General features: G+C 68.9%; 21 protein-coding genes. 8 read left to right on the forward strand and 13 right to left on the reverse strand.

Annotated elements, in window-relative coordinates; genetic code table 11:
• Positions 1-102: 102 nt before the first annotated feature.
• Positions 103-714 (reverse strand): TetR/AcrR family transcriptional regulator, encoded by a 612-nt coding sequence (locus ACWEKR_RS01770; RefSeq protein ID WP_452352820.1) that lies wholly within the window; start codon positions 712-714, stop codon positions 103-105.
• A 134-nt stretch (positions 715-848) separates the two neighbouring features.
• Between ACWEKR_RS01770 and ACWEKR_RS01775 the strand changes: the two genes are divergently transcribed.
• Positions 849-1,259 carry a DUF4345 domain-containing protein gene (locus tag ACWEKR_RS01775; protein WP_452352821.1) on the forward strand — a complete coding sequence of 137 codons (411 nt, stop codon included), beginning with the start codon at positions 849-851 and terminating at the stop codon, positions 1,257-1,259.
• Between the two features lie 220 nt (positions 1,260-1,479).
• Here ACWEKR_RS01775 and ACWEKR_RS01780 read toward each other — a convergent pair whose 3' ends face one another.
• The 5 genes from ACWEKR_RS01780 to ACWEKR_RS01800 form a co-directional block, all read right to left on the reverse strand.
• Positions 1,480-2,340, reverse strand: a complete 861-nt coding sequence (locus tag ACWEKR_RS01780; protein ID WP_452352822.1) for a hypothetical protein — start codon at positions 2,338-2,340, stop codon at positions 1,480-1,482.
• A gap of 58 nt (positions 2,341-2,398) precedes the next feature.
• The gene (locus tag ACWEKR_RS01785) at positions 2,399-2,980 is read right to left on the reverse strand and encodes a hypothetical protein (RefSeq protein WP_452352823.1); all 582 of its coding nucleotides are present in this window, start codon (positions 2,978-2,980) and stop codon (positions 2,399-2,401) included.
• A gap of 288 nt (positions 2,981-3,268) precedes the next feature.
• On the reverse strand, positions 3,269-3,934 hold the full coding sequence (locus tag ACWEKR_RS01790; protein WP_452352824.1) for a GntR family transcriptional regulator: 666 nt from the start codon (positions 3,932-3,934) through the stop codon (positions 3,269-3,271).
• Positions 3,921-4,655, reverse strand: coding sequence for a maleate cis-trans isomerase family protein (locus ACWEKR_RS01795; protein WP_452352825.1), 735 nt, complete (start codon positions 4,653-4,655; stop codon positions 3,921-3,923). The genes ACWEKR_RS01790 and ACWEKR_RS01795 overlap by 14 nt, the downstream gene beginning before the upstream one ends.
• A gap of 14 nt (positions 4,656-4,669) precedes the next feature.
• Positions 4,670-5,410: a maleate cis-trans isomerase family protein gene (locus tag ACWEKR_RS01800; RefSeq protein ID WP_452352826.1), complete on the reverse strand. Its 741-nt coding sequence runs from the start codon at positions 5,408-5,410 to the stop codon at positions 4,670-4,672.
• Between the two features lie 86 nt (positions 5,411-5,496).
• Here ACWEKR_RS01800 and ACWEKR_RS01805 point away from each other — a divergent pair, with 86 nt between their 5' ends.
• Positions 5,497-6,462, forward strand: coding sequence for a D-2-hydroxyacid dehydrogenase (locus ACWEKR_RS01805; RefSeq protein WP_195083814.1), 966 nt, complete (start codon positions 5,497-5,499; stop codon positions 6,460-6,462).
• A gap of 12 nt (positions 6,463-6,474) precedes the next feature.
• On the forward strand, positions 6,475-7,875 hold the full coding sequence (locus ACWEKR_RS01810; protein ID WP_452352827.1) for an amidase: 1,401 nt from the start codon (positions 6,475-6,477) through the stop codon (positions 7,873-7,875).
• Between the two features lie 343 nt (positions 7,876-8,218).
• On the opposite strand, the gene ACWEKR_RS01815 is transcribed toward ACWEKR_RS01810, so the two are convergent.
• Together ACWEKR_RS01815 and ACWEKR_RS01820 are read right to left on the reverse strand one after the other, a co-directional pair.
• Positions 8,219-8,713, reverse strand: coding sequence for a DUF3830 family protein (locus tag ACWEKR_RS01815; protein WP_452352828.1), 495 nt, complete (start codon positions 8,711-8,713; stop codon positions 8,219-8,221).
• A gap of 61 nt (positions 8,714-8,774) precedes the next feature.
• A complete protein-coding gene (locus ACWEKR_RS01820) occupies positions 8,775-10,016 on the reverse strand; it encodes an aspartate aminotransferase family protein (RefSeq protein WP_452352829.1) in 1,242 nt (413 codons plus the stop codon).
• A 133-nt stretch (positions 10,017-10,149) separates the two neighbouring features.
• On the opposite strand from ACWEKR_RS01820, the gene ACWEKR_RS01825 reads away from it, so the two are divergent.
• Together ACWEKR_RS01825 and ACWEKR_RS01830 are read left to right on the forward strand one after the other, a co-directional pair.
• A complete protein-coding gene (locus ACWEKR_RS01825; protein ID WP_452352830.1) occupies positions 10,150-11,622 on the forward strand; it encodes an NAD-dependent succinate-semialdehyde dehydrogenase in 1,473 nt (490 codons plus the stop codon).
• A 10-nt stretch (positions 11,623-11,632) separates the two neighbouring features.
• Positions 11,633-12,715: a tartrate dehydrogenase gene (locus tag ACWEKR_RS01830; RefSeq protein WP_452352831.1), complete on the forward strand. Its 1,083-nt coding sequence runs from the start codon at positions 11,633-11,635 to the stop codon at positions 12,713-12,715.
• A 186-nt stretch (positions 12,716-12,901) separates the two neighbouring features.
• Here the strand turns inward: ACWEKR_RS01830 and ACWEKR_RS01835 are convergent, their stop codons facing one another.
• From ACWEKR_RS01835 to ACWEKR_RS01850, 4 genes are all read right to left on the reverse strand, one after another.
• Positions 12,902-13,570: a metal-dependent transcriptional regulator gene (locus ACWEKR_RS01835; RefSeq protein ID WP_452353083.1), complete on the reverse strand. Its 669-nt coding sequence runs from the start codon at positions 13,568-13,570 to the stop codon at positions 12,902-12,904.
• Positions 13,571-13,784: 214 nt separating this feature from the next.
• A complete protein-coding gene (locus tag ACWEKR_RS01840; protein ID WP_452352832.1) occupies positions 13,785-14,204 on the reverse strand; it encodes a hypothetical protein in 420 nt (139 codons plus the stop codon).
• Between the two features lie 144 nt (positions 14,205-14,348).
• Entirely contained in the window at positions 14,349-15,569 is a 1,221-nt protein-coding gene (locus ACWEKR_RS01845) for an aminotransferase-like domain-containing protein (protein WP_452352833.1), read from the reverse strand.
• A complete protein-coding gene (locus ACWEKR_RS01850) occupies positions 15,562-16,017 on the reverse strand; it encodes a cupin domain-containing protein (RefSeq protein WP_195083808.1) in 456 nt (151 codons plus the stop codon). Before ACWEKR_RS01850 ends, ACWEKR_RS01845 begins: the two co-directional genes overlap by 8 nt.
• Positions 16,018-16,476: 459 nt before the next feature.
• Between ACWEKR_RS01850 and ACWEKR_RS01855 the strand changes: the two genes are divergently transcribed.
• The gene (locus ACWEKR_RS01855; protein WP_159839093.1) at positions 16,477-17,448 is read left to right on the forward strand and encodes a bifunctional riboflavin kinase/FAD synthetase; all 972 of its coding nucleotides are present in this window, start codon (positions 16,477-16,479) and stop codon (positions 17,446-17,448) included.
• 3 nt (positions 17,449-17,451) lie between these two features.
• On the opposite strand, the gene ACWEKR_RS01860 is transcribed toward ACWEKR_RS01855, so the two are convergent.
• Positions 17,452-18,270, reverse strand: a complete 819-nt coding sequence (locus tag ACWEKR_RS01860; RefSeq protein WP_452352834.1) for an alpha/beta fold hydrolase — start codon at positions 18,268-18,270, stop codon at positions 17,452-17,454.
• Between the two features lie 259 nt (positions 18,271-18,529).
• On the opposite strand from ACWEKR_RS01860, the gene rpsO reads away from it, so the two are divergent.
• Together rpsO and ACWEKR_RS01870 are read left to right on the forward strand one after the other, a co-directional pair.
• On the forward strand, positions 18,530-18,799 hold the full coding sequence (gene rpsO, locus ACWEKR_RS01865) for a 30S ribosomal protein S15 (RefSeq protein WP_159839097.1): 270 nt from the start codon (positions 18,530-18,532) through the stop codon (positions 18,797-18,799).
• Between the two features lie 702 nt (positions 18,800-19,501).
• Positions 19,502-21,790: a polyribonucleotide nucleotidyltransferase gene (locus ACWEKR_RS01870; RefSeq protein ID WP_452352835.1), complete on the forward strand. Its 2,289-nt coding sequence runs from the start codon at positions 19,502-19,504 to the stop codon at positions 21,788-21,790.
• The last annotated feature ends 47 nt before the right edge of the window (positions 21,791-21,837 follow it).

Raw genomic sequence — 21,837 nt, forward strand, 5'->3', positions numbered from 1 at the left:
CTCGGCGGTTCGATCCCGTCTCGGCAGACGCAACACGGCGAGATCGGTTCGGGAACGGGAGCAATCCCGTCGCCGCGCCAGTGCCGTCGCGTCGCCGGCCGATCAGCCCGAAGGTTGTCCCGAGGTGTCGGCGCCGGTGATGTCGATGACCGGCCGCAAAGCGCCGAGCAACGCGCCGAGTGAGATCTCCCGCATCTGGGCTCGGGTCGGTGTGCCGTGCTCCAGCCAGTCGACGGTGAGCACCCGCACGAAGGTCAGCCAGCTCGTCAGGATCGCCGAGACGGTGGCGCGCGGCGGCCCCGCCAATCGCAGTGCGTCGAGCACGCGCTCGCGCAGTTCGCCGAGTTCGCCCGCGATGATCGCCTGGACGGTGGGATCCGCGGCCAGCACGCGATTGGCCGCGAGCACGCTGTTGGCGTTGGCCTCGAAGTAGTCGAAGTGGGTGTCCAGGCCGGCGGCGAGCTGGTCGGCCAAGGGTGCTTCGGCGTCGAATGTGGTCGCGACCAGCAGTTGCTCGGAGGCGAGCTGGTAGACGGCCGCGAACAGGTCTCGCTTGCCGGGGAAGTGGCGGTAGAGCAAGGCGCGGGACACGCCGGCCTCGGCGGCGACATCCTCCATGAGCACCGCGTCGTAGGGCCGGTCCGCGAACAGCTTCGCGCCTGCGTCGACGAGCACGCGGCGGCGTTCGTCGGGGGACAGTCGGCGGCGGGTCACCTCGTGAGCTTAGTTGACGCGTGTCTACTACAAGCCGTAGGATCTTAGTAGACGAACGTCTACTTAGCGGTGGTCGGCAAAGGGCGCTGTTCGCCCCGCATGCCGAACACTTCGCGTGCATCCGGGAGGCATGTATGTCCAGCGCACTCAAATGGCTGTCCATGATGATGGGCGTCGCCTGCGTGGCGATCGGAATCCTGCACATAGCACTCGGTGTCGACTCGGTGCCCGACATGGGTTCGGCCGGAGTGACCGCCGACAGCCAGAGCCGGTTCTTCGGCGCTATCTTCGCCGGGTACGGCCTCGCGTGGATCTGGGCCGCGTGGCAGTCGCCGATACCGGCGGCGGCGGTGCGCCTGCTGGCCGGGATCTTCCTGCTCGGCGGGGTGGCCCGCTTAGTGTCGGTCGCCGTGTACGGCTGGCCACACTGGTTCCAGATCGTTCTGACCGTCATCGAACTCGTGCTTCCCCCGGTCTACTTCTGGCTCGCCGACGCCGACGAGAAGCGGCTCGGCTCGGCGCCTCGCGTGCTCGCCGCGGATTGAGCCCGCACTGCCCGTGATTTCACCGGCCGCGGCCGGTGGCAGCCACGGCGGCAACGCGATTCGTCCCCCTCCGGGGTGAACCGTGGCGCGCTCGGAGGGGGACGTTCCGCCGGAAAGGAGAGCGGTAAACGGGCGGCATCGGTGCTGGTGGTGCGCCCGGCGAAGATGTGAGGAGTTCGGTCCTGTGCGCCACCGTGCCGCGGGACGACGGGTGCGCTGCTCAGCACGTCGCCGGCGGTTTCGCGGTGGCCGGCCTGGTGAACTCCAGTCGCATGGCACCCGATGCACCGCGCGACAGCACCATCGCGGAGCCTTGTGCGCGGGACCAGGTCCGGGGGACCGTGACGAGATTGTCCCCGGCCATCATCACCAGGACCAATCCGTCGTAGCGGTAGCGGTAGACGGAATCGGGAGTGGTGCAGGCCGTCGCCGTGACGCCGGGAGCGCGCAGATCCAGAGCTTTCTCGGCGTAGATGGTCAGTCCGGGAGCTGTGCGCAAAGTCTCCGTTTCGAATCGCTGCGCGCGGCCTATCCCCACGGCCAGGGAGTAGTCGGTCGCGCCCCAGAAGAAGCTGCCCGCCACGAGCAGGAAGACCAGTCCCCATTCCAGCGGTGTGGTCGTCGACGGTGCCGTCATCGATCCGGCGGCGAGTTGGCGGCGACGGGTGCGCACGACGCCCCACAGCAGCAGCAAGCCGATGATCGAGCAGGACGGCGCCACTCCGATCGTCCAGTTCAGCGGGTTGTCGAACCAGAGTTGCGATAGTCCGTTGAGCAACAGCAGCGCGCCGGCGATCACCCCGGCGATCAAGACCCATTTGGGCAGGGCTCCGTGCGGAACCATGGGCGCGATCGCCACCCTGCCCCACGTGCAGGCCAGTGTGACGACCGCGCACACCGCCAACGGGATGAACAACCCATCGGCGCTGCGCATGACGTAATCGGTCGTGCTGAATCCCAGCACTTGAGAGTCGATTCCGAAATATCCGCAGAATCCGCGAGCGTGGAAGAACCCCCAGTAGAACAGCAAACCCGCCAGCAGCGTAGCCGGAGCGACGAACTGGCCGAGAACCTGCGCCATCTGGGAGAGGTCGGCGAAGGTGGACGAACCTTCGCGAGGCCGGTCAGGGGGCGGCGGGTCAGCCGCCATTGCGCGTCGAAGTCGTCGGTGGCGCAGTGGTGGCCGCGGGCTTCGTCGTGGTGGTCGTCGTGGTCGGTTGTCCGGTACCGCTTCCCGAGGTGTCCTCCGGCACGCAGGTCTTCGTGTAGACGGTGATCACTCCGCCGGAGTCGATGGTGGCGTCGGGTGGTATTCCAGCCGAGGGCAATGGCGGGTCGACTCCCACGAAGGACTCGTAACCTTTGGCCACCGGCGTCCCGTCCTCTGTCAGTGAGCAGGTCGGCGTCGGTGCCGAATTCTTCGCCTTCTTCGTGACGGTCACGCAGTCGACAGGCAATTTCTTCTCGTCGCAGTTCCTGGCCATTTGGGCCCGTATGTCGGTCACGACCGCGTCGGCCGGATCGCCTTGGCTGAAATTGAATTGGGCGAGGTCGACCGGGATGCCCTTCGCGCCACGACCGCCGTTGTCGGAGCCGCCGGGGTTGCCGGAGGCGCCCTCCGTCGCCGCGGCCCCGGGGATGCCCGGCTTTCCCTCGCCAGGTGGCGTGTCACCGTCACCGTCACCGCAGCCGGCGAGGACGGCGGCGATCGCCATGAGCATCACGAATATCCGTGTTGCGACGCGTTTTTCCCGTTCGACGCCCATGAGATGTGCCGATCCACTGGTGCGATATCCGGCCAGGCCGGCGTACCGGCCCATTGTCCAACGCCGGAGCCGCTCACGCAGCTCAATGCGGAGACTGTCGGTCGAGTGAATGGGCGGCCGCGGCGTGGAAGCTCGTGGGCGGCAGGAGTTGTGCCGTAGCCGGTCGGAAACGGCGAACGGCGCGGCCGGGCTCAGGCCGTCGCGCCGGCCCGCGCCGGACCGAGTGAAGGCGGGAGTTCGGGCTCAGCCGCCGATCTGGTGACGCAGACGTTGCACGGCGTCGTCCATGTGCTCGACGAGCAGCGCGCGGGCGCGGGCGGGCTCGGCGGTGGCGATCGCTTCGCGCAGACCGACGTGCTCCTGGGCCTGGTCCCGCAGGTCCGGGTAGGTGGTCTGCAACGCGCCCAGGCACATCCGCGTCTCGATCAGCAGGGTGCGGGCCGCGCGCACCAGCCGCGGGCTGGCCGCGCTCTCCACCAGCGCCTCGTGGAAGGCCTGGTCGGCCTCCGACACTCCCACCGCGTCACCGCGTTCGGCGCACGCGACCATCTCCTCGACGCTGGGGCCGAGCGCCTCGTAGGCGATCGGGCGGCGACCGTTCAGGATCAGTTCCAGCGCGCCGCCTTCCAACGCGGTTCTGGCGCGGTAGATGTCCACGACGTCGTCGAGGCTCAGTTCGATGACGAAGATGCCGCGGTGCCGGATGCTGCGCAGCAGGCCCTCGGACACCAAGCGCTGCATCGCCTCGCGCACCGGCCCCCGCGAGACCGCGAATCGCGCGGCGAGGTCGGCTTCCCCGAGCTGCGACCCGGGCGCGAGACTGCCGCGCATGATCGCCTCGCGGAGCCGATCGGCGATCATCTCCGCGGTCGACTGCCGGTTCACCGGCTCGAAATCAACGACGGACATCGATCTGCCTTTCCGCGAACAAGGTGCCGAGTCCGGCGACGACCGGCTCGGCGCCGGCCAGCCGCAGACCCGCCCAGATCGTGACCTGATTAGCCGTCAGCACCGGTTTGCCCAGCGTAGCCTCCAGGTCCGGCAGCACCGCGAGGGTGTGCATCGCGGTGTCCGGGATGAGCAGCGCCTCCGCGCCGGGGTGGTCGTTGTCCACTGCCAGCCGCAGGACCTGGGCCGGGGTGAGGGTGCCGACTTCGGCCGCGGTGTCGATCCCGGCGCTGGACATCGAGACGACGTCGATGTCCGCGTCGGCGAGGAACTCCACGAACAGCCGGGCGACCTCGTCGGGATAGCTGGCGGCGACGGCGACGGTGCGCAGTCCGAGCGCGTGCGCGGCGTCGGCGAACGCGATGCTGGTGCTGGTCGCGGGTACGCCCGCGACCTCGGCCAGCGCGCGCGCCTGGTCGCGGGCGCCCGCGGGACCGTAGACGAAGCTGCCGGACGTGCAGGCCCAGACGATCGCGTCCGGGCGGTGCCGGTCGAGCAGCGCGGCGCCGAGGCGCAATTTCTCCGGACTGCCCAGTTCCAGTAGTTCGGGGATGGCGTGCAGATCGGTGCCGTAGATGTGGGCTACGGGGAGGTGCGCGCCCAGCGCCGCCGCCGCGAGCGGGTAGTCGTCCTCGGCCGCGTGGTCGGGGTAGATGAAACCGACGGTGGGGGGTGCGTGCATGCGATGTTCTTCCTTCAGAAAACGTTGAGCAGCCACTTGCCGGGGCCCATCATCGGGAGCTTCATCCGGCCGAGGCATGCCCACATGGTCAGCTGGTTGGCGGTGAGCACGGGCTTGCCGAGGGCCTGCTCCAGCGGCTCGATCACGTCGTAGGTCGGCAGGTTGGTACAGCTGACGAAGACGGCCTGCGCGGCGGCATCGTCGGCGCCGACGATGCGTTCGGCGATCGTGCGGTAGCTGACCTTCCAGATGCCGCCGCCGAGCCCGAGGTGATCGGAGCGCACCACCGAGCATCCGGCTTCGGCGAGGAATTCGTGCAGCCGGTGGGTCAGGATCTCGTCGTAGGGGGTGAGCACCGAGATCCGGGTGAGGTCCAGATGGCGAATCGCTTCCAGCAATGCGCCGGAGGTCGTGACCGCGTCCTGCGCCCCGGCCCGGCAGATGGTGTCGCGCAACGACTTCTCATAGGCGAGGCCCTTGATGAAGCTGCCCGACGTGCACAGATAGGCGACGACTTCGGGCTCCACGTGCATGACGTTCCGGGTGGCCGCGGTGAGATGCGCCGCGTCGGACACCAATTCGGCCATCTCCAGCGACACCGGGACCGGTTCGTAGGGGGTACGGGCCAGGTGCAGGCTCACCTCCAGCGGCGCCCAGCGCCAGAGCTCTCGTTCGAGGGCGAGATCGAACGGTGCGATGATCCCGATACCCCGTTGTGCAACGGGCCCCTCGAGGTCGGGAAAGCTCAGATCCACTACGGCCCCTCTCGCGCTCAGCCGGGACGACCTCCGAACACGATCGGATTGTTGACAATCATACGATGTCCTCTTAGTGTGTCAATGTGGAACAGGGCCCTATTGTCGTCGTCCTGCACAGTGACAGTGTGCCCGACGCCGAACGAATGGACCGAGTAGCAGGCCGCGCCACCCTCCGGTACACCGAGGCACCCGGATTGGCCGACGCCCTGCCCGGAGCGGAGGTCTTGTTCGTCTACGATTTCCGGACGCGGGCGCTGCCCGGCGCCTGGCATGCCGCCGAGTGTCTGCGCTGGGTGCACATGGGGTCGACCGGCGTCGACCCGGCGATGTTTCCCGAGCTGCGAGCCAGTGACGTGGTGGTGACCAACACCCGAGGCGTCTTCGACGCGGCGATCGCCGAATACGTGCTCGGACAGATTCTCGGCTTCGCCAAGGACCTGTCCGGCTCGCTTCTGCTGCAGCAGCGGCACGAGTGGCGGCACCGGGAATCCGAACGGGTCGCGGGAGCGACGGCGCTGATCGTCGGCACCGGCTCGATCGGGCGCCACATCGCCCGGTTGCTGCGCGCGGTCGGGATGTCCGTGCGCGCCGTGGGCCGTCGAGCACGCGCGTCGGATCCGGATTTCGGTGAGGTCGCCACCGACCTGCACGCCGAACTGGCCCGTGCCGACTACGTCGTCGCGATCGCGCCCCTCACCGAGCAGACCAGGAACATGTTCGACGCCGCCGCCTTCGCCGCGATGAAACCGCACGCCAGGTTTGTCAACGTCGGCCGCGGGGAACTCGTTGTGACCGACGATCTCGTCGCCGCGCTGCGCACCGGATCGATCGCCGCGGCGGCGCTCGATGTGGTGGACCCCGAGCCGCTCCCCGCCGATCACCCCCTGTGGGAACTGCCGAACGTCCGGATCACCCCGCACAACTCCGGTGACTTCATCGGATGGCGCACCGAGATCGTCGACGCGTTCACCGAGAACTTCGACAACTGGATCGCCGGACGTCCGCTGGACAACGTGGTCGACAAAAGGCTGGGGTACGTGCCCGGCTGAAGGAGCCCATCCATGAGCTACCCCGACAAGAACCATCCCACCGACCCGACCGCCATGACCGCGGTCGAGCTGGTCTCGGCCTACGCGGCGGGCGCGTTGTCGCCCGTCGAGGCGACCGAGGCGATCCTGCGCGCGATCGCCGACCGCGACCCCGCGCTCAACGCCTTCTGTCTCGTCGACCACGATCGCGCCTTGGTGCAGGCTAAGGACTCCGAGGCGCGCTGGCAGTCCGGCCATGCCAGGGGGCTGCTGGACGGCGTGCCCGTCTCGATCAAGGACGTCTTCCTGACCGAGGGCTGGCCCACCCGGCGCGGGTCCACGTCGATCGACCCGGCCGGGCCGTGGCCGGTGGACAGCCCGGTGGCGGCGCGGCTGCGCGAGGACGGCATGGTCTTCCTCGGCAAGACCACCACCCCGGAGATCGCATGGAAGGCGGTCACCGACAGCCCGCTGGCCGGTGTCACCCGCAATCCGGCGGACCCGTCCACCACCGCGGGCGGCTCCTCCGGCGGAAGCGCCGCGGCCGTCGCGGCGGGCCTCGGCCCGGTGTCGGTGGGCACCGACGGCGGTGGCAGCGTGCGCATCCCGGCGGCCTTCTGCGGCATCGTCGGATTCAAGCCCACCTACGGCCGGATTCCGTTGTTCCCGGCCAGCCCGTTCGGTCCGCTGGCGCACGCGGGCCCGATGACGCGCACCGTCGAGGACGCGGCGCTGCTGATGGACATCTTGTCGCTCCCCGATCCGCGCGATCCCACGGCGCTGGCTCCCACGCTCACCGTGTTTCGCGCCGAAATGCAGCGCGACGTGCGGGGATTGCGCGTGGCGTACTCGCCGACGCTCGGCTACGCCACGCTCGACGCCGAGGTCGCCACCATCGTGGACGCGGCGGTGGCCCGCCTGGCCGACGCCGAACTGCGGGTCACCGCCGCCGATCCCGGCTTCGAGGATCCGCGCGAGGCATTCGAACTGCTCTGGGCCGCCGGCGCGGCCACCATGTTGTCCGGCTTCCCGGAAGGCACGCGCGACCGGATGGACCCCGGGCTGCGCGAGGTCTGGGAGCGCGGTGAAACCGTCACCGCTGTCGACTATCTCGCCGCGCGCAACGTGGCGGCGCAGATCGGCATCACGATGGGGCGGTTCCACACCGACTACGACGTGCTGATCACCCCGACGGTGCCGATCCCCGCGTTCGAAGCGGGACACGATGTGCCACCGGGCAGCGGCCTGCGCAGCTGGCCCGAATGGACGCCCTTCACCTACCCGTTCAATCTCACCCAGCAGCCCGCGATCAGCATCCCGGCGGGTACCACGAGCGCGGGTCTGCCGGTCGGGCTGCAGATCGTCGGTCCCCGCCACTCGGACGATCTGGTGCTCGCGGTGGCCCGCTACGCCGAATTCGTGCTGGCTTCCTGACTGTGCGCGGCCCGGTGACGTGCTGCCACCGGGCCCCACGACGTCGGGGCAGGGAGCGGTCCGCGTGGCATGGGTCCGGGCCGGTGTCGCGCCGGGGTGCAGGATCGCAGCTGCGCACAGTGGATTCCGAAGCAGCCGTGGGCGGGAGGCGGCGTGCGAAGCCGGTCCGCAGGTGTGGTCGCGGTCGCCTTGACCATCGCCGCGCCTGTGCTGTTCCCGCAGGCCGGTCCGACCTCGCCGAATGACGTCGGAAGCGTGGCGTATCCGAACGGACCGGCCGGGTAGGAGATCGCGCGGCGAGGGCCTGAGTTCCGGTATCACACCGCGCTCAGGCCCTCGAGCTTCAAGCGCGGGCGAAGGCGAGCGTTTCGCCTTGGACGCCGTGCAACCACAGCGTGTTGCACGCCGCGGCGATCTCGGCGAGCCCTTCCTCGATGGTGGCGAAAACATTGCCCGGCACCCAGCCGAGATCGCCGTTGATCAGCAGATTGTTGCGGCCGTAGAACAGCGCGAGATCGGTGGCGCCGCGCTCGTGCTCGGCCGCGGAGCCGGGCTCGTAGCCGTACGCCGGATTGCCGATCTCCCACGGCTCGAAGTCGAACAGGCACACGTCGCCGGGGATCGGCGTGACCGTCGGATTCTCCCGATGCGGGGCCGCGCCGATCCGCGGGAGCAAGGTGTACACCTCGTTGCGGGCGTACTTGGCGTGGAAGGCGTCGCCTTCCAGTGGCAGGGCGTTCCACACCGCGGCGCAAGTCTGCGGCGCTTCCTCGTCCAGCAGACGAGCGCGGCAGGTGACCGCGGCTTTGGTGAGTGTGATGGTGATGTAGCGGGTCATGCGGTGCTGCTTCCTGATCGGTGCCCGCCGGGCGGGCACAGCGGACGGTGCTGGTCGCGAACTACAGCTCGGCGAGCACCTCGGACCAGACCGCCAGGGCGTCCTCGATCTGCGATTCGGTCACGATCAGCGGCGGGATCATCCGCACCACGTTCATGTGCGCGCCGCAGGTCAGCAGCAGCAGACCCTTGTCCACCGCGGCACGCTGGGCAGCCGCGGCGGTGGCGGTGTCCGGTTCGCCGGTGGCCGTGGTGAACTCGGCGCCCGCGAGCAGCCCGAGGCCGCGCACGTCACCGATCGCCTTGGTGGCGCTGTCGCGCAGACCGCCCAGCAGTTGTGCCCCCCGCGCGGCCGCGTTGGCCACCAGCCCTTCGGATTCGATGACATCGAGCGTGGCGATCGCCGCCGCGCACGCCACCGCGTTGCCGCCGTAGGTGCCGCCCTGCGAGCCCGGCCACGCCCGCGCCATCAGCTCGCGTGGGGCCGCGATCCCGGACAGCGGGAAGCCGCTCGCCAGGCCCTTCGCGATGGTGATCACGTCGGGCCGGACGTCGAAGTGCTGATGGCCGAAGAACTTACCGGTGCGGCCGAAGCCGGTCTGGATCTCGTCGAAGACCAGCAGGATGCCGTGCCGGTCGGCGCGTTCGCGCAGCCCACGGAAGAACTCGGTGTTGCCCGGGACATACCCGCCTTCACCGAGCACCGGCTCCACGAGGAACGCGGCGGTCTCGGCCGGCGAGGTGAGCGTGGCGAACAGATAGTCCAGTTCCCGCAGCGCGAAGGCGGTGGCTTCCCGCTCGCTCCAGCCGTAGCGATAGGCGGTGGGGAACGGCGCGACGTGCACCCCTGGCATGAGCGGGCTGAATCCGGCCGAGAAACGGGTGCCGGAGGTCGTCATGGTGGCGGCGGCCACGGTACGGCCGTGGAAGCCGCCGTGGAAGACGACGACGTTCGGCCGTCCGGTGGCCTGGCGCACCAGTCGCAGCGCGGCCTCGACCGCCTCGCTGCCGGAGTTGGCGAAGAACAGCGCGTCCAACCCTTCGGGCAGCACCGCGCCGAGCCGCTCGGTCAGCTCCAGCAGCGGACGATGCAGCACGGTCGTGTACTGGCCGTGGATCAGCGAAGCCACCTGTGCCTGTGCGGCGGCGACCACCTTCGGGTGGCAGTGGCCCGTGCTCGTCACGCCGATGCCGGCGGTGAAGTCCAGGTAGCGGCGTCCGTCGGTGCCGTACAGATAGCACCCCGCGCCGTGGTCGACGGTCACCGGAGTGGCCTGTTTCAGGATGGGCGAGAGCTCGGTCATGGTGATTCGCCTCCCGGAGCGGGTGGAAGGGAAAAGCTTGTCTATTGTCGGATTGTCGACAATATGCATAACATGGCCGCACGGGTCGCAGCAATGGCCGGATGCTGCGCGGTGCCGGAAGGAGCCACCGACCATGCTCACCGAAAGCGCACTGAGCGCAGCCGAACGGGCGGCGATCGACACGGTGCCACGCGGCTTGTTCATCCAGGGGCGGTGGCGGGCGACGGCCAGGACGCTGCCCGTCTTCGATCCGGCGACCGGTGAGGTGCTGTGCGCGGTGGCCGACGCGGATCCGGCCGACGGTCTCGCCGCGCTGGACGCGGCGTGCGCGGCGCAGCGGGACTGGGCGGCCACGCCACCGCGCGAGCGCAGCGATCTGCTGATGCGCGTGCATCGCGCGTTGCTGACCGAGACCGACCGGCTCGGGCTGATCGCGACGCTGGAGATGGGCAAACCGCTGGCCGAGGCGCGCGGCGAGATCGCCTACGCCGCCGAGTTCTTCCGGTGGTTCGCCGAGGAGGCCGTACGGCTGGACGGCGGGTACCTGCCCGCGCCGACCGGCGGTTCGCGTTTTCTCGTGGCCCGGCAGCCGGTCGGGCCCAGCCTGCTCATCACGCCGTGGAACTTCCCGGTGGCCATGGGCGCCCGCAAGATCGCGCCCGCGCTCGCCGCGGGCTGCACGTGTGTGGTGAAACCCGCTGAGCAGACGCCTCTTTCGATGCTCGCGCTGGCCGAGGTGCTGGCCGAGGCCGGGCTGCCCGCCGGGGTGGTGAACGTGGTGACGACGGCCGACCCGGCCGCGGTGATGACGCCGCTGATCCTCGACGCCCGCTCGCGCAAGTTGTCGTTCACCGGCTCGACGGCGGTCGGCAAGCAGCTGCTCGCGCAGTGCGCGCGGACGGTGATGCGCACGTCGATGGAACTCGGCGGCAACGCCCCGCTGCTGGTGTTCGACGACGCCGACCTGGACGAGGCGGTCGAGGGCGCGCTCGCGGCGAAGATGCGCAATATCGGTCAGGCGTGCACCGCCGCCAATCGCATCCTCGTGCAGCGCGGCATCGCCGACGTCTTCGCACGCCGACTCGCCGACCGGATGGCGGCTCTGCCGAGCGGGCGGGGCACCGACCCGGACGTCGTGGTGGGCCCGCTGATCGACGCCGAGGCCGTCGACAAGGTGCAGCGCTTGGTGGACGACGCTCGGGCTCGCGGTGCCACGGTGCTCACCGGCGGGACAGCGCTGCCCGGACCGGGCACCTTCTATCCCGCGACCGTCCTGATCGATGTCCCCGACGACGCCGAGCTGTGCCACACCGAGATCTTCGGCCCGGTCGCCGCGATCGGCGTCTTCGACACCGAGGACGAAGCGGTGACCAGGGCCAACGACACCCCCTACGGGCTGGTGAGTTACGTGTTCACCGAGAACCTCCGGCGCGGCCTGCGCGTGTGCGAGGCGCTGGAGACCGGCATGGTGGGTCTCAACCAGGGCGTGGTGTCGAATCCGGCCGCGCCGTTCGGCGGTGTGAAGGAGTCCGGGCTCGGCCGCGAGGGCGGGCTGACCGGGATCGATGAGTTCCTGGAGACCAAGTACATCGGAGTGCGACTGTGAAGGAGCGTCAGTGAGCGGGTATCGCATCGCCACCATCCCGGGTGACGGAATCGGAGTCGACGTCACCGCGGCGGCGGTGCGCGTGCTCGATGCCGTGCTGCCGGGACTGGAATGGACCGAATTCGACTGGTCGTGTGAGAACTTTCTGCGTACGGGGGCGATGATGCCTCCCGACGGCCCGCAGCGGCTGGCCGGCTTCGACGCCATCCTGCTCGGCGCCGTCGGCTTTCCCGGTGTCCCCGACCACGTCTCGCTGTGGGGACTGCTGATCCCGCTGCGCCGCGCCTTCGGTCAGTATGTCAACCTGCGCCCGGTGCGCCTGCTGCCCGGCACGGAGTCGGCGCTGCGTGACCGGAACGCCGCCGACCTGGACATCCTCATCGTGCGGGAGAACTCCGAAGGCGAGTACTCGCGGATCGGCGGCATCCACAACGAGGGCCGTTCCGACGAATTCGTGCTGCAGGAGTCGGTGTTCACCCGCACCGGCTGCGAGCGGATCATCCGCTACGCGTTCGAGCGGGCAGCCGAACGGTCCGGGCGGTTGTGCTCGGCGACGAAGTCGAACGGGATCATCCATTCGATGCCTTACTGGGACAGCGTCTTCGAACGTATCGCGACCGAATACCCTCAGGTGCGGACGCGGCAGATGCACGTCGACGCGCTGGCCGCCGAACTAGTGCTCCACCCGGACCGGCTGGACGTGATCGTGGGTTCGAACCTCTTCGGCGATATCCTCTCCGATCTGGCCGCCGCCGTGACCGGCGGTCTCGGCCTGGCGCCGTCGGGCAACATCAATCCCGAGCGCACCGGCCCCTCCATGTTCGAGGCCGTGCACGGCAGCGCCCCCGACATCGCGGGCCAGGGCATCGCGAACCCGGTGGCGCAGATTCTCGCGGGGGCGATGTTGCTCGAGCATCTCGGCGAGTCCACCGCGGCCGCCGCGATCGATCGAGCGGTCTGCGACGTCCTCGCCACCGGGGAAATCCGCACCCCGGATCTCGGCGGCACCGCGACCACCACCGACCTCGCCGACGCCGTCGCGATCCGCGCGGCCGAGCTGGCTCGTCACGCCACCACGGCCGACCTCGGCTGACCCGTTTCACTCGCCATCGGCTTCGGCCTTCACCGAGCACTCACCTGCGGTCGTGCCGGAAGTGATCATCGGCGCCACTCGCCGGTTTCGGCGTCAACATCCTCGACCGGCTGTGCGCGCAGGCGGGGCGCCGCCTTTCGACCCGCTCGGCTGGTGAACTCGGAGGCTCGCGGCGGAAGTGACCGGTCAGGCGGTGAGCCAGATGGCCTCGGCCGCGGGGCGCCCGAGGTCGGTGGCGGACTCGGTGGCGCCGATGCGGATGGCGATGGTGCCCGCGAAGTCGCGGCGTTCCACGACCGCGATGGTGGTGTCCAGGGCGATGCCGACGGAGTCGAAATAGCGCAGCATGTCCGGATCGGCGTCGGAGATGCGCGCGACCCGGCCGGATTCGCCCGCATGGAAGTCGCTGAGCTGGCGCGCGGGCGGAGTGGGAACCGCGCCGTCCACCGAGGGGATCGGATCGCCGTGCGGATCGCGATCGGGATATCCGAGTTTGGCGTCGATCCGGGCCATCAGCAGCTCGGAGACCGCGTGCTCGAGCACCTCGGCCTCATCGTGCACCTCGTCCCAGCCGTAACCGAGCTCGTTGACCAGGAATGTCTCGAGGAGCCGGTGCCTGCGCACCATAGCGACGGCGGCGCGGCGCCCCTCGTGGGTGAGGGCTATCGCACCGTAGCGGGCGTGCTCGACCAGTCCCTGGTCGGCGAGTTTGCGGACCGCTTCGGACACGGTGGAGGCCGACACGCCGATCCGCTCGGCGAGCAACTTGGTGGTCACTTTCTCCTGCGACCACTCCTGCGCGGTCCAGATGACCTTGAGGTAGTCCTGGGCGACCGACGAGAGCACCGGCGCGATCGTCGCGGTACCGCCCTGCGCGTCGCCCGGCGCCGGGGCGTCGGCCAACTCGCGTCGCGTGGCGATATCTCGTTTACCTGGCACACCCCGAGCTTAGGCACTGGCGTGCCGATCCACACATCGTCGACCCCGTCGTCGCCCGATCGCGAACGAAACGCGATTCGCCGTTCATTCCCGGGTGCGCTCGCCGAGAGCGTCGTCCGCGGCGGGCGAGTCACACGGTTCTCGAAAGGTCCAGCGCATCGCGATGCGCGGCCACGCCGTCGAATCGCGCACCGGTGAGCCGTGCGGTGGCCGGTGCGCCGACCGGTGCGCCGGAGAGGTCGTAGAACGTCGCCGAGGCGGATCCGGAGAACCGGTCACCGGCCACGTCGAATTCGAAGGCGACGATCCCCTTGCGCACGACGGAGGGGTCGGCACGATCCACGGTGAACTCCAGGAACGCGCCGGTGACCCGGGAACCGTCGGCTCGCCAGCTGCCCATGCCGTTGCTGTCGCTGGTGGCGCGATTGCCGTGATCGGGGTTCGACTGCAGCATCGTGCCGCCCGGGTGGAACTGCATCACGTGGTAGCCGAACGGAGCGCCGTCCGCGACCACCTCCCATGTGCCCAGCACCGGATGCCGATCATTCATGCGGTGTCCATTTCGGCATGAGTGGGGCCCTGCGTGGTGACGCTGCGCTGCCGCCTCCGGGCCTGACCACTCATGCGGTGTCCATTTCGGCATGAGTGGGGCCCTGCGTGGTGACGCTGCGCTGCCGCCTCCGGGCCTGACCACTCATGCGGTGCCTGCCGTCGCGTGCGTGGGGTCCTCCCGCAAGACGGCGCCCAGCAGCGCGATGCCCCGGTCGATGTCGTCGTGCGGCACGTTCGCGAAGCTCAGCCGCATCGCGTTGCGGTGGCCGGTGACGTCGTCGGCGTAGAAGGCGCTTCCGGGCAGGAACGCGACCCCCTGTCGCAGCGCTTCGGTCAGTGCCGCGTCGGCATCGAAACCCGCCGGGCCCTCGATCCACAGGAACATCCCACCGTCGGGTTCGGTCCACCGGAACCCGGCCGGGAGATGCCGCTCGGCCGCGGTGGTCAAGGCGTCCAACTTGGCCGAGTAGGCCTCGACGACGTAGGCCAGGTGCGCGGCGCCTGCCGAACTGCCCAGGAATTCGGCGGCAATCGCCTGACAGTACGTCGATGTCTGCATATCGATGCCCTGCTTCAATGCGAGCACGGTTTTCAGCAGATCCGGGGGCATGACGGTGATTCCGACACGAATCGCCGGGGCGAGAGTTTTCGACAGGGACGTGATGTAGACCGAGTTGTCCGGCGCGAAAGACCACAGCGCGGGCGGTGCCACGCCGCGATAGCGCAGGTCGGTGTAGACGTCGTCCTCGACGATCAGCGTGCCGTGGCGGACGGCGATCTCCGCGATTCGTTCCCGCCGCCCGGCGGGCATCGTCCGCCCGGTCGGATTCTGGAACGTGGGCAGTAGGTAGACGAATGTCACGTCGTATCCGGCCAGAGCCTCCTCGAGTGCTTCCGGCACGATGCCGAATTCGTCGGACGGCACCGCGACGACAGTCGCTCCGTGGCTACGGAATTCTTTGACGGCCGGGCCGTAGGTCGGTGTTTCGACGAGCACCACGTCATGCGGATCGAGCACCGCCAAACACACATTGTGCAAAGCGCCGGATCCGCCGGTGGAGATATGCAGGCGATCGTGTGTGCATCGAATATGGCGGTCGCGCAGCAGGTTTCGCGCTTCGTCCAGAAGTGGCGCGAATCCCTGGGTCATCCCGTATTGAAGGACGGCGCTGCCGTACCTGTCGATGACGCTCTGCGAGAGCGTCGCGACGAGTTCGCCCGGGAGCAGGGCGGGGTCGGGCGCTCCGACGGCGAACGAGACGACGTCGGGGCGGCGTGCCAGCGTCGCGAACATGTCATCGATGGGTCCGCTGCCGACTCCGGCCGCGCGGCGGCTGTGCTGGAGGCGCACCACGTCAGGCACCGATCGGATCGCGGCGCCGGAGGCGCGCGACGACTTCGGGCACCAGGGCGTCGTATTCCGGCGTCAGCACCACGTCGTCGTTGAACAGAGGATCGGTCCGCATTTCCACCGCGACCAGGTCCTCGGTTTCGTCCAGGTTCACCGCCACGTGCACGACGCCGTCCGGGATGTAGATGAACTCGCCCGGACCGTGGAAATACGGAGTCAGTTCCGGGCCGATCAAGGTCGCCGCCCGCCCGCGCAGGCAGACGACGACGATCTCGCTGTGCGCGTGATAATGCGCTTTGGACATGGCGCCGGGGGTCATGTTGACCATGCCCGCCGAGATGCCGGTAGCGCCACACGTTTCGGTGGTGACGCAGGGGATGAGGCGTTGTCGTTGCCGCCCGATTGTTTCGGCCGCATCGGACGGCTTGATCACGCGCACGTGCTTGACTGCACTTTTCATGGGCTACTCCGGGGCACTTCTGTCGCCGACGAATTGGACGCTAGACCATTCCCGCTGATGGTGAGACGAGCTCGGAAGGCCCCGAAAAACCGCGGATGTACCGGCTCTTTCGCGAAATCGTCCGTTTCGTTTCCGGCGGGCGAAGTTTCCCGGGAGGTGTCGCCGAACCCGACGTCCCGGCAAGGTGGCGCACAAGCGTGCGGCGAGCCGGGCCACCTCCCGGCTATGCCGGGGGCACCGCCAGCAGAGCGGCATGCGGCTCCGGCGCGCGGATCATGCTCGGTCGCTGCGTGCGGCTCGAGCAGTCTGACGGCGTCCGCGTCGTATCCGGCCTGGTGGCGTGTGGCCTACCGGCCCCAGCGGGTCGAGTCTTGGCACCGGTGCGCGGCACCGGAAGTGTTGTGTGAGATCAGCACGCCCGAATACTGTTCGCTACCTGATTTGCGTAGGCTGCGCACTGTGCAGAGATGGCGAAGTCTCGACGAGGTGCCCGCGGACTGGGGGCGCTGTGTTCTCACGATCGGTGTGTTCGACGGTGTGCACCGCGGCCACGCGCAGCTGATCAGCCGGGCCGTGAAGTCCGCCGCCGCGCGCGGCGTGCCCGCGGTGCTGATGACATTCGATCCGCACCCGATGGAGGTGGTCCGCCCCGGCTCCCACCCAGCCCAGTTGACCACCCTCACCCGCCGCGCCGAACTGGCCGAGGAACTGGGCGTGGACGTGTTCTGCGTGATGCCGTTCACCCACGAGTTCATGAAGCTGACTCCCGCGAGCTATGTCCACGACCTGCTGGTGGAGCGGTTGCACGTGGTCGAGGTGGTGGTCGGCGACAACTTCACTTTCGGCAAGAAGGCCACGGGCACGGTGGAGACGATGCGCGAACTCGGCAAGCGCTTCGGCTTCGAGGTCGACGGCGTGACGTTGCTCGGCGAGCACGCCGTGACCTTCTCCTCGACCTATATCCGCTCGTGCGTCGACGCCGGGGACATGGCGGCCGCGGCCGAGGCGCTCGGGCGCCCGCACCGGGTGGAAGGCGTCGTCGTGCACGGTGACGGGCGCGGCAAGCAACTCGGGTTCCCGACCGCGAACGTCGCGCCGCCGATGCACGCCGCGATTCCGGCCGACGGCGTGTACGCCGGTTGGTTCACCGTGCTCGGCCCCGGTCCCACCATCGGCACCGTCACCCCGGGCGAGCGGGCCATGGCCGCCATCTCGGTGGGCACCAATCCCACCTTCTCCGGCCGCGCCCGCACCGTCGAGGCGTACGTGCTCGACGGCGAGGCCGATCTCTACGGTCAGCACGTCGCGGTGGACTTCGTCGAGCACATCCGGGGCCAGCGCAAATTCGAGTCGGTGGACGAGCTCGTCGAGTCCATGGGCCGCGACGTGGAGACCGCCCGCAAGATCCTCACCGCCGTCGACGCCGGGTGAGTTTCAGGACTTCATGAACTCGAGCAGGTCGTTGTTGAGCTGCTCGGCATGCGTGACGTACAAGCCGTGCCCGGCGGTCGGGTACTCCTTGTAGACGCAGTCCGGAACGAGTTTCGCCGTGCGCCTGCTGCTGGCGTCGATCGGAATGGACTGGTCCGGCACGCCGTGCACGACCAAGGCGGGAATGGGCAGATTCCGCAGAATCTCGCGGTGGTCGGAGGGGAAGGTGGACTCCCAGACCGCGATGGTGGCCCACGGCGATGCGGACAGGCAACGGCGCGTCTCGTGTTCGATCAGCGCGGGGGAGACGTCGTTGCCCAGATGCGTGGCGAAGTATCCCTGCGCACGGTCGGCGAACCACTTCGGCCGGTCGGCGCGCCATTGCGCGATCGACGCCAGGCTCAATTCTTCCGGGAGGCCCTCGGGGTTGTCCTCGGTCTGCCGCAGGAAAGGCAGCGTCGTGGCGAACAGCGCGATGCGCGCCACCCGTGTGGTGCCGTGCCTGCCCAGATAGCGGGCGACCTCCGCGCCGCCCGCGGAGTGGGCGACCAGGGTGAGCTCGCGCAGATCCAGCTGTTCGATCAGCTCGGCCACGTCGTCGGCGCGGGTATCCAAGTCGTATCCGGTCGACGGCCGGTCCGAGCGGCCGTGCCCGCGCCGGTCCAGCAACACGCAGCGGTAACCCCGCTCGACGAAGAACGGAACTTGGTACTCCCACATCTCCGCGTTCAGCGCCCACCCGGCCAGGAACACGATCGGTGTGCCGGTTCCGTAGTCCTCGTAGGCCAGGCGGGTGCCGTCGGTCGTCTCCAAGTAGGGCATCGTCGTCTCCTCGTATTCGGCGGTACGAGAAGAAGATTCGCAGCCGGAACGAGGCGAGTCGATTACCCGGAAGGTAATGGCCCTGCCGCACTGCGCGGTGCGACCGCAGTCTTGTCCCAGGTCGGCGGGCCCGCGATTTCGGCGGGAAGCTCCCGGTCCGGTAGGGTGGTCGATCGGGTTTGCTGCGGTCCGCGGTGGCGCCCGCAGCCGGGTAACCGGACATACGAGCGCGGAACTGAGAAACAGGAGTGGATGCCCCATGGCGCTGACCACCGAGCAGAAGTCGGCGATTCTCGCCGAGTACGGCCTGCACGAGAAGGACACCGGTTCGCCGGAGGCGCAGATCGCGCTGCTGTCCAAGCGGATCGCCGACATCACCGAGCACCTGAAGAAGCACAAGCACGACCACCACACCCGCCACGGCCTGATGGCGCTGATCGGTCGTCGCAAGCGGCTGTCGAAGTACCTGCAGGACAACGACATCAACCGCTACCGTGCCCTGATCGAGCGGCTCGGGCTGCGGCGGTAATTTTTCGAGGCCGCGTGTTCGCGGCCATCGATGGCTCGCGTCCGAGCGATCGCACGGACGCGAGCCGCACCCGCCACCGGCGCCGCTCGGTCTCGCTCGCTTGAATCGGTCCGTCGGGATGTGACCGCGTGGTCTGACGCATGCCATCCGGGGGAGCCGCGGGTTCGCTGGATCCGCGAGGCGCGGACACATATTTTTCCGTTCTACCCGTCGTCGACACTCGCAAAATGATCTTGTGGGGACCTCGCCGCAGCAGACTCGATGCGCGGCGGGCTGGGGCTTGTTCCGACGTCGGTGCGTATATTCGCAGATCCGCCGCGGTGCGGTGGGAGTGAGGGGCGGCGGTCCGACACGGGGGTGTTCGAGGCGGTCGCTGGTTCAACTGAGTGTGCGACGTACAATCGCACCGTTGGCATATGTGTAGAGGGGTGGATCGCGGCCCCGTCGCACGACAACATTGCACAGCCGTATGCACCCGCCCGCGTGGCGTCGGTCTTCGGTAGTGGCCTATCGGCAGCGAGTTGGCGCCGTCGGGCTTCGATCGATGACCGCCTCCGCGTCGCCGCGTCCAAGGGGATTCGGCCGGGTGTGCGCGCCGCAGCCAGGAGGGTTGCCGCGCGTCCGTACCCGGTACGGCTGACGACAGCCGGATCGCGCCAGCGAGCGCTCGAGCCGGCGAAGACGAGAGGTTGAGAGAGAAGAATGACCGAGACAACTGAACGCAAGAGCACGGCCGTCGAGGTCGAGCCGGGCGTGTTCGAATCCGTCGCGCTGATCGACAACGGCAGCTACGGCACCCGCACCATCCGGTTCGAGACCGGACGCCTCGCCCGACAGGCCGCCGGTTCGATCGTCGCCTACCTGGACGACGAGACCATGCTGCTGTCGGCCACCACCGCGGGCAAGCAGCCCAAGGACCAGTTCGACTTCTTCCCGCTGACGGTCGACGTCGAGGAGCGGATGTACGCCGCGGGCCGCATCCCCGGATCGTTCTTCCGCCGGGAGGGCCGTCCCTCCACCGACGCGATCCTGACCTGCCGCCTGATCGACCGGCCGCTGCGCCCGTCGTTCGTCGACGGCCTGCGCAACGAGATCCAGGTCGTGGTCACCGTACTGAGCCTGGACCCGAAGGACCTCTACGACGTGGTGGCGATCAACGCCGCGTCCGCGTCCACCCAGATCGCGGGCCTGCCGTTCTCCGGCCCGGTCGGCGGCGTGCGCGTCGCGCTGATCCACGACGGGGCGGCGTCCCAATGGGTCGCCTTCCCGACCACCGAGCAGCTCGAGGGCGCCGTCTTCGACATGGTCGTCGCGGGCCGCGTGGTCGACTCCGGTGATGTCGCGATCATGATGGTCGAGGCGGAGGCCACGGAGAACGTCATCAGCCTGGTCGACGGTGGCGCCCAGGCGCCGACCGAGGCGGTCGTCGCCGAGGGGCTCGAGGCCGCCAAGCCGTTCATCGCCCGCCTGTGCCGCGCGCAGCAGGACCTGGCCGAGCTGGCCGCCAAGCCCACCGAGGAGTTCCCGCTCTTCCCGCCCTACGGCCAGGACGTGTACGAGGCCGTCGAGGGCACCGCCAAGCGGGAACTGGGCGAGGCGCTGAGCATCTCCGGCAAGCAGGAGCGCGAGGAGAAGATCGACGAGATCAAGCTCGCCGTCCTGGAGCGCTTGGCCGATGACTTCACCGGGCGTGAGAAGGAACTGGGCGCGGCGTTCCGCTCGGTGACCAAGAAACTGGTGCGTCAGCGCATCCTGTCCGACGGCTTCCGCATCGACGGCCGCGGCCTGGCCGACATCCGCGCGCTGTCCGCGGAGGTCGCCGTGGTGCCCCGGGCGCACGGCTCGGCGCTGTTCGAGCGCGGCGAGACCCAGATCCTCGGCGTCACCACCTTGGACATGGTGAAGATGGCCCAGCAGGTCGACTCGCTCGGCCCGGAGACCAGCAAGCGCTACATGCACCACTACAACTTCCCGCCGTTCTCCACCGGCGAGACCGGCCGCGTCGGCTCGCCCAAGCGCCGCGAGATCGGTCACGGCGCGCTGGCCGAGCGGGCGCTGATCCCCGTGCTGCCCAGCCAGGAGGAATTCCCTTACGCCATCCGTCAGGTCTCGGAGGCGCTGGGTTCCAACGGCTCCACCTCGATGGGTTCGGTGTGCGCCTCGACCCTGTCGCTGCTGAACGCGGGTGTGCCGCTGAAGGCGCCGGTCGCCGGTATCGCGATGGGCCTCGTGTCGGACACCATCACCAACGACCAGGGTGAGGACGAAGTCCGCTACGTCGCGCTGACCGACATCCTCGGCGCCGAGGACGCCTTCGGCGACATGGACTTCAAGGTCGCGGGCACCCGCGAGTTCGTCACCGCGTTGCAGCTGGACACCAAGCTGGACGGCATCCCGTCGCAGGTGCTGGCCGGCGCGCTGAGCCAGGCCCACGACGCGCGCACCACGATCCTGGACGTGATGGCCGAGGCCATCGCCACCCCGGACGAGATGAGCCCGTACGCGCCGCGCGTCACCGCGATCAAGATCCCGGTCGACAAGATCGGCGAGGTGATCGGCCCGAAGGGCAAGGTGATCAACCAGATCACCGAGGACACCGGCGCCAACATCTCCATCGAGGACGACGGCACCGTGTTCGTCGGCGCGACCGACGGTCCGTCGGCGCAGGCCGCGATCGATGCGATCAACGCCATCGCCAACCCGCAGCTGCCGAAGGTCGGCGAGCGCTTCCTGGGCACGGTCGTCAAGACCACCGCCTTCGGCGCGTTCGTCTCGCTGCTGCCGGGCCGCGACGGTCTGGTGCACATCTCCAAGCTGGGCAACGGCAAGCGCGTGGCCAAGGTCGAGGACGTGGTGAACGTCGGCGACAAGCTCCGGGTGGAGATCGCCGACATCGACAACCGCGGCAAGATCTCGCTCGTGCCGGTCGAGGAGAACGCCGACGAGCCCGGCGACGACACGGCCGATGCGGGCGCGCCCGGGACCGAGTAGTACTTGTCCCTGTGACGAAGAAGAAGACGACAACCCCTCTGCTCAGC

It is taken from the genome of Nocardia sp. NPDC004573, from assembly GCF_053602135.1.